Below are 5,759 nucleotides of genomic sequence, written 5' to 3'. Positions count from 1 at the left end.
TTAACATTTGTAATTTAGTATTCTTCACCTTAGATCTAATAAGTCTTAACCTTTCCCAAGGATCCTCATTTAAAAATCTAATACATGAATCAAATGTTGCTCCTCCCCAAACTTCCATTGAATAATAACCAGCTTGGTCCATTTTTTCAATTATTCCCATTATTTCTTCAGTTGTCAGTCTTGTAGCTATCAATGATTGATGCCCATCTCTAAGACAAGTCTCAGTTATCTTTAACTGTTCCATTTATCCCCCTTTAACTATACTTGTATTTTTGTATACAATTTCTTTTCCATTATACTATTGCTTTTAATTTTTGTCAATCATAAAAAACATCTTTTATATTTTAAAGGGCAACCTTTAGGTTGCCCTTTAAAATATTGTAAGCGAACTTAATCCTAGTTTCTAATTTTTTTCGTCTAATTTTTGAAATTTTTTCTTATCTTTTTGTGTTTTATAAATAGATACTAAAACACTTCCAATAGTTAATCCAAATAATATCACTGAAATTTTTGATCTAAAAAATGTTCCCAAATTATTATTAGAAATTACCATTGCTTGTCTAAATGATTGTTCCATCATATTTCCAACTATTATTGCTAAAATTAATGGTGATGTTGGAATATTTTCTTTATCCATTACATATCCTACTAAAGCGAATACTAGTAATAAAAAGAAGTCAATTATTGAATTTCCAATTGCATAAGTACCTACAAAAGCAAGTCCTAAAACAAGAGGGTATAACACTTTTTCTGGAATAGATAAAACTCTTACTAACAATCCAGCTAAAGGAATATTTACTATTGCTAAAACTATATTTCCAACAAACATACTTGCAATTAATCCCCAAGCAACTGTTGGATGTTGAACAAACAACATTGGACCAGGTTGAATCCCTAACATTAATAGAGCCCCCATCATTACTGCTGTTGTTCCTGAACCTGGAACTCCCAATGATAGCATTGGAATAAAAGCTCCTACTGAAGCTGCATTGTTAGCTGATTCAGGAGCAGCTAGTCCTACTATTTCACCTTTTCCAAAATCTTCTGGATTTTTAGATAGTTGTTTTTCATTATTATATGCCATTAATGATGCCATTGTTCCACCTGCACCAGGAAGAGCTCCAATGAAGAAACCTAAAGGAGCACTTCTAAGAATTGGCCATTTTGTTCTTTTCCATTCTTCTTTAGTAATCCAAATTTTACCAAATTTAGTTTGCATTTTTACTTTTTTCTTATTTACATTTTTAAAACTTTTAAAAACTTCTCCTAAAGCATATATAGCTATGATAACTACTAAAAAGTCTATTCCACCTTGAAGCTCCATTATTCCAAATGTAAATCTTTGAACTCCAGATAGAGCATCCAATCCAACTGTTGATATCATAAGCCCTATAATCATTGAAATAAATCCTTTTACCATATTTCCTCTAGACATTGCAGCTGTTGCTACTAGAGCAAAAACCATTAGCATAAAATATTCTGATGGACCAAATTCTAAAGCGAATTGAGCTACTGCATTGGCACAAAACACCATAAATATAATTGCTATTCCTCCACCAAAAAATGATGCTATTGCTGATATTGCTAAAGCTGATTCAGCTTTTCCATTTTTTGCCATTGGATAACCGTCAAATGTTGCAGCAACTGCAGCACCATCTCCAGGAGTATTTATTAAAATCGAACTTCTTGATCCTCCATACATAGCTCCATAATATACACCTGCCATTGTAATCATTGCTGATTCTGGTCCCATTGAAAAAGTCATTGGTAATAAAATAGCAACTCCTGTTGCAGGTCCTAGGCCTGGTAACATTCCTACTATTGTTCCTAATACTCCACCTAAAGTAACCCAAAATAAATTCATAGGTTGTAAAGCTACACCCATTCCTTGCATTAAAAATCCTAATGTATCCATTAAACTCTACCTCCTATTTTAAATGTATATGAATGGCATTACTGGTAAATAAACCCCTAGTAATTTTGAGAACACAACATATACTAAAATACTAAAAACAATTGTTGTTATTATTGTCCTTTTCATTTTATCTTTACCATTGAACAAGTATAACATCATAAACATAAATACCATTGTAGAGATAACGTAACCAGCTGGAACAAATAAAAGAGCATAAATAATTATTATTCCTGCTGTTTTTAATATCATCGGGATAGTTTTATCAGTTGTATATTGAGTTACACTAATCTTCTTATCCTTAATTAATTGTACTATTCCTAATATTATCATCCCTATTCCCAAAGCTGCTGGAAAATAAATTGGTGCATGAGGATGCCCAATTGCAGCATTCTCTATTTGCATCATTCCAAACAAATAAAGAACTCCTAAAACTATTGAAATAATTCCTGTCATAATTTTTCTCCTTATAATTTAATAAATAAAAATCTTAAAAACAATTATAAATTTTATAATTTAAGAATAATAAAATTGCATTAATTTATTATTCTTAAATTATTCCGTGAAAAATTTATCCACGGAATAATCTATTTTTATTTATCTAGTTTTTTAACATTCCAATTTCTTCTAATATTCCTTTTGAATCTTCTTCTTGTTTAGCTAAGAATGATACAAACTCTTCTCCAACCATAAAGTTGTCATCCCAACCATTTCTAACTAAAGCTTCTTTCCATGATTTTGTTTTAACCATTTCTTTCATAGCTTCTGTCCAGTATTCAACTACATTACTTTCAACACCTGGATTTGCAAAAATTCCTCTCCAGTTTACAAAAGTTGCATCTATACCTTGTTCTTTACAACTAGGTACTCCATTAACTGTTCTGTCAGCTGTTGATGCTAGAGCTATTAAATTTCCTGATGCCATTAATCCTTTTACTTCTGATAATCCAGTTGTAAATAAATCAATATGTCCTCCTAAAATTTGAGTTACTCCTGATTCTTGGAAACTTACATAATCAATTTCCTTTAAATTTTTAACTCCTGCAGCTTTAGCCATAAGTAAAAATTGAATGTGATCCATACTTCCAGCAGAAGAAGAACCTCCAACTTTTACACTTTTAGGATCTTTTTTCAAAGCATCCATAACTTGAGTTATGTTTGTAAATTTAGAATCTTTTGCTACTACAAATGCTCCATAATCAGCAATTAATCCAGCTATTGGTGTAGTATTTTTATATCCATATTCTGATGTTCCTGTTAATTTAGTTAATATTAAAGGTGGTGAATAAATAGATAACATTTGTCCATTTCCTTTTTTTGATTGCATATAGGCTAAGTTTACACCTCCACCTCCACCTGGTCTATTTACAACTGGTGTAGGAACTGTAATTATTTTTTCATCCTTTAAAACTTTTGAAACTGTTCTAGCTGTTAAATCCCAACCTCCACCTGCTCCACCTGGTGCAACCATTTCAACTGGTCTTTTAGGATAGCCGTCAATACGTTTCATTTTACCAAAACTTACTGCAGATAGCCCAACCATTGCAGAAACAAGCAATACATTTCTTACATTTTTAAACCCCATAATTCCTCCTTAAAATACATATATTTTACTTATATTTAACATTATGTTCAACCACACTTCATATTTGTGTAATTGTATACATTTATCCTTAAAGTGATTGTATTTTATTTCATCTATTTTGTCAAGTTTATTTTTTTCAATTAACAATATTTTTTCAAGTGATAAAGTTTTATTTTCTTCTTAATTGTTCTATTATAGATTGAAAATAAAAAATCAAAGGTTGAAAACCTCTGATTTCTTTATTCATTATTAATCTTTAATTTTTTTTTATTATTAAAATATTTTATAATTGCACTTTTTGAAGAATACAAATGACTTCTATTTAATTCCTTTGCCTCTTGAATTTTTCTTTTTTCTAATAATTCTATCATGGTCACATGTTCTTCATAGGCTTCTTTAACTCTTTGATTTTCTGTTAATGCTTTTTTTCTAAGTTTCGATAAAATAAAAGTATAAGAATTTAAAATCTTTATAGTAAATTCTAATTCTGAATATTCATACAAAATATCATTATATTTTCCAAATAATTTTCTTGCTTCTTTCCAATTTTTAGAAGCAATTTGAAATTTGGTAAATCTTAAATTCTCTTTCAATTCTTTTATTGCCTCATCTAATTTATCACTTTTCCCTACATTTTCTAAAATTATATCCTCTAAAGCCATTCTTATTTTGGCCATTTCTCTAATTCTTTTTTCATCCATATCCATAATTTTTATACGGCCATTTAAGGATCTTTCAACTATTCCTTCTATTTCTAATTTTTTTATTGCTTCTCTTAAAGGAGTTCTACTTACATTTAATTTTTTACAATAATCTAGCTCTACTATCTTATCTCCAAATTCTAATCCTCCAGAGACAAATTCTTCCTTTATACTTTCATATATGTAATCACTTATATTTTTTCTTCCACTTAGCATAAAATTCCTCCTGCTTTCTTTATATATCTTATGTACTACTATACCATATTTTATTGTTTTATTGTATACATTTTAATTTAAGTTTAATATTTTCATAACAAATATTATTATAATTGGATAAAAAGCTATAATACTTATAACACGCATTAGTTGTATAACACTGACTTTAGGAGTGTCTGCTCCAAAATCATCTGCAATTATGGAAATATTTGTCATCCCCCCTGGAGATGCTGAAAAAAATGAAGTTGATAAATTAAAATCGCTTGTTTTATATACTAAGGTTCCTAATATTATATTCATTAGTATAAAGCCTAAAATAACAATGAAAACAGGTATTCCTATTGTATTTAATTGTAAAATATCACTAACAGTTACCTTTGAGCCTATTAAGACTCCTGCTAAAATTTGTGCTAGATCTTTAACTTTCATTGGAATATAGGCTTTTTTTAAAGTAATGTTATATATAGCTGTAAATATCATTGCAAAGGTCATAGTTCCAGCAGGTATTCCCAACTTATAACCTACTATTCCTCCTAGAGAACTTATTAAAAATGTTATAATTATTTTAGATATTTCATTTTTATTTTGTACTTTTTTTACATTAATCTCTTTTTCTTTTATTGAAATATTATTGAATCTTTTTAATAATATTTCAATTATATTTGGTATTATTATCACTGAAAGAAGTCTTACTAACTGTAATATAGTAATTTTTGAAACATCTGCACCAAAATCATAAGCAATTATTGCCATATCTGGAAGTCCACCTGGAGAAGTTGCAAATACAGCTGTTACAAAATCCATATCTGTAAATTTCATCATAAAGAATACCATTACAAAATTTAGTATAACCATTACAAATAAAATCGTAATTGCTGGTTTTAGTATATAACGAAATCCTTTTATATCATCTATTCCTATTTTAGAACCTATGTATGCTCCTGTTAATATTTGTACTAACATTTTAAAATTATTTGGCAATATAATTTCTTTAAAAAAATAATTGTGTGCCACCATTACAAATATTGATCCTAACATAGCCCCTGCTGGAATTTTCATTTTCTTTCCCATGCTTCCACCAATTATACAAAAAAAAACTATTATTAAAATTTTCATTTTACCTCCTAATTAAAATCTTCTATCTAGTATTTTAATTGTATACAATTTTTTTAATTTTGTAAAATTTTATTTTAAAAATAAAAAAATGCCCTGTTGATATATTGGGTCTATAATATTTGGTGTTGGTATTTGTAAAAATACTAATGCCTTTATTTTTTGCAAAAAAAAATTGAGACAAATAAAAAAATCCGTTACAATTAAGTTGCGACACCAAAAGAAAGGATGT

5 protein-coding genes and 1 pseudogene are annotated in these 5,759 nt (G+C 28.4%); all 6 read right to left on the bottom strand.

Annotation, left to right across the window (positions count from 1 at the left end; genetic code table 11):
• Window positions 1–244 (bottom strand): annotated as a pseudogene (locus GIL12_RS09785) (oxaloacetate decarboxylase subunit alpha); the annotation flags it as partial.
• Window positions 245–403: 159 nt separating this feature from the next.
• The gene (locus GIL12_RS09780; protein WP_163470290.1) at window positions 404–1,915 is read right to left on the bottom strand and encodes a tripartite tricarboxylate transporter permease; all 1,512 of its coding nucleotides are present in this window, start codon (window positions 1,913–1,915) and stop codon (window positions 404–406) included.
• Window positions 1,916–1,933: 18 nt separating this feature from the next.
• Window positions 1,934–2,368, bottom strand: coding sequence for a tripartite tricarboxylate transporter TctB family protein (locus GIL12_RS09775; RefSeq protein WP_163470289.1), 435 nt, complete (start codon window positions 2,366–2,368; stop codon window positions 1,934–1,936).
• Window positions 2,369–2,513: 145 nt separating this feature from the next.
• Window positions 2,514–3,497, bottom strand: coding sequence for a tripartite tricarboxylate transporter substrate binding protein (locus GIL12_RS09770; RefSeq protein WP_163470288.1), 984 nt, complete (start codon window positions 3,495–3,497; stop codon window positions 2,514–2,516).
• Window positions 3,498–3,736: 239 nt separating this feature from the next.
• Window positions 3,737–4,414, bottom strand: coding sequence for a GntR family transcriptional regulator (locus GIL12_RS09765; RefSeq protein ID WP_163470287.1), 678 nt, complete (start codon window positions 4,412–4,414; stop codon window positions 3,737–3,739).
• A gap of 72 nt (window positions 4,415–4,486) precedes the next feature.
• On the bottom strand, window positions 4,487–5,530 hold the full coding sequence (locus tag GIL12_RS09760) for an AbrB family transcriptional regulator (RefSeq protein WP_163470286.1): 1,044 nt from the start codon (window positions 5,528–5,530) through the stop codon (window positions 4,487–4,489).
• Between the last annotated feature and the right edge of the window lie 229 nt (window positions 5,531–5,759).

It is taken from the genome of Fusobacterium sp. IOR10 (assembly GCF_010367435.1).
Lineage (GTDB): Bacteria > Fusobacteriota > Fusobacteriia > Fusobacteriales > Fusobacteriaceae > Fusobacterium_B.
Note: the sequence above shows the minus strand (reverse complement) of the source record. Positions and strands in the feature narration are given on the sequence as shown.

Bases quoted from the DNA above. Each gene is read 5' to 3' on its own strand.
- GIL12_RS09780 (WP_163470290.1), bottom strand. From the start codon at position 1,915: ATGGATACATTAGGATTTTTAATGCAAGGAATGGGTGTAGCTTTACAA.
- GIL12_RS09775 (WP_163470289.1), bottom strand. From the start codon at position 2,368: ATGACAGGAATTATTTCAATAGTTTTAGGAGTTCTTTATTTGTTTGGA.
- GIL12_RS09770 (WP_163470288.1), bottom strand. From the start codon at position 3,497: ATGGGGTTTAAAAATGTAAGAAATGTATTGCTTGTTTCTGCAATGGTT.
- GIL12_RS09765 (WP_163470287.1), bottom strand. From the start codon at position 4,414: ATGCTAAGTGGAAGAAAAAATATAAGTGATTACATATATGAAAGTATA.
- GIL12_RS09760 (WP_163470286.1), bottom strand. From the start codon at position 5,530: ATGAAAATTTTAATAATAGTTTTTTTTTGTATAATTGGTGGAAGCATG.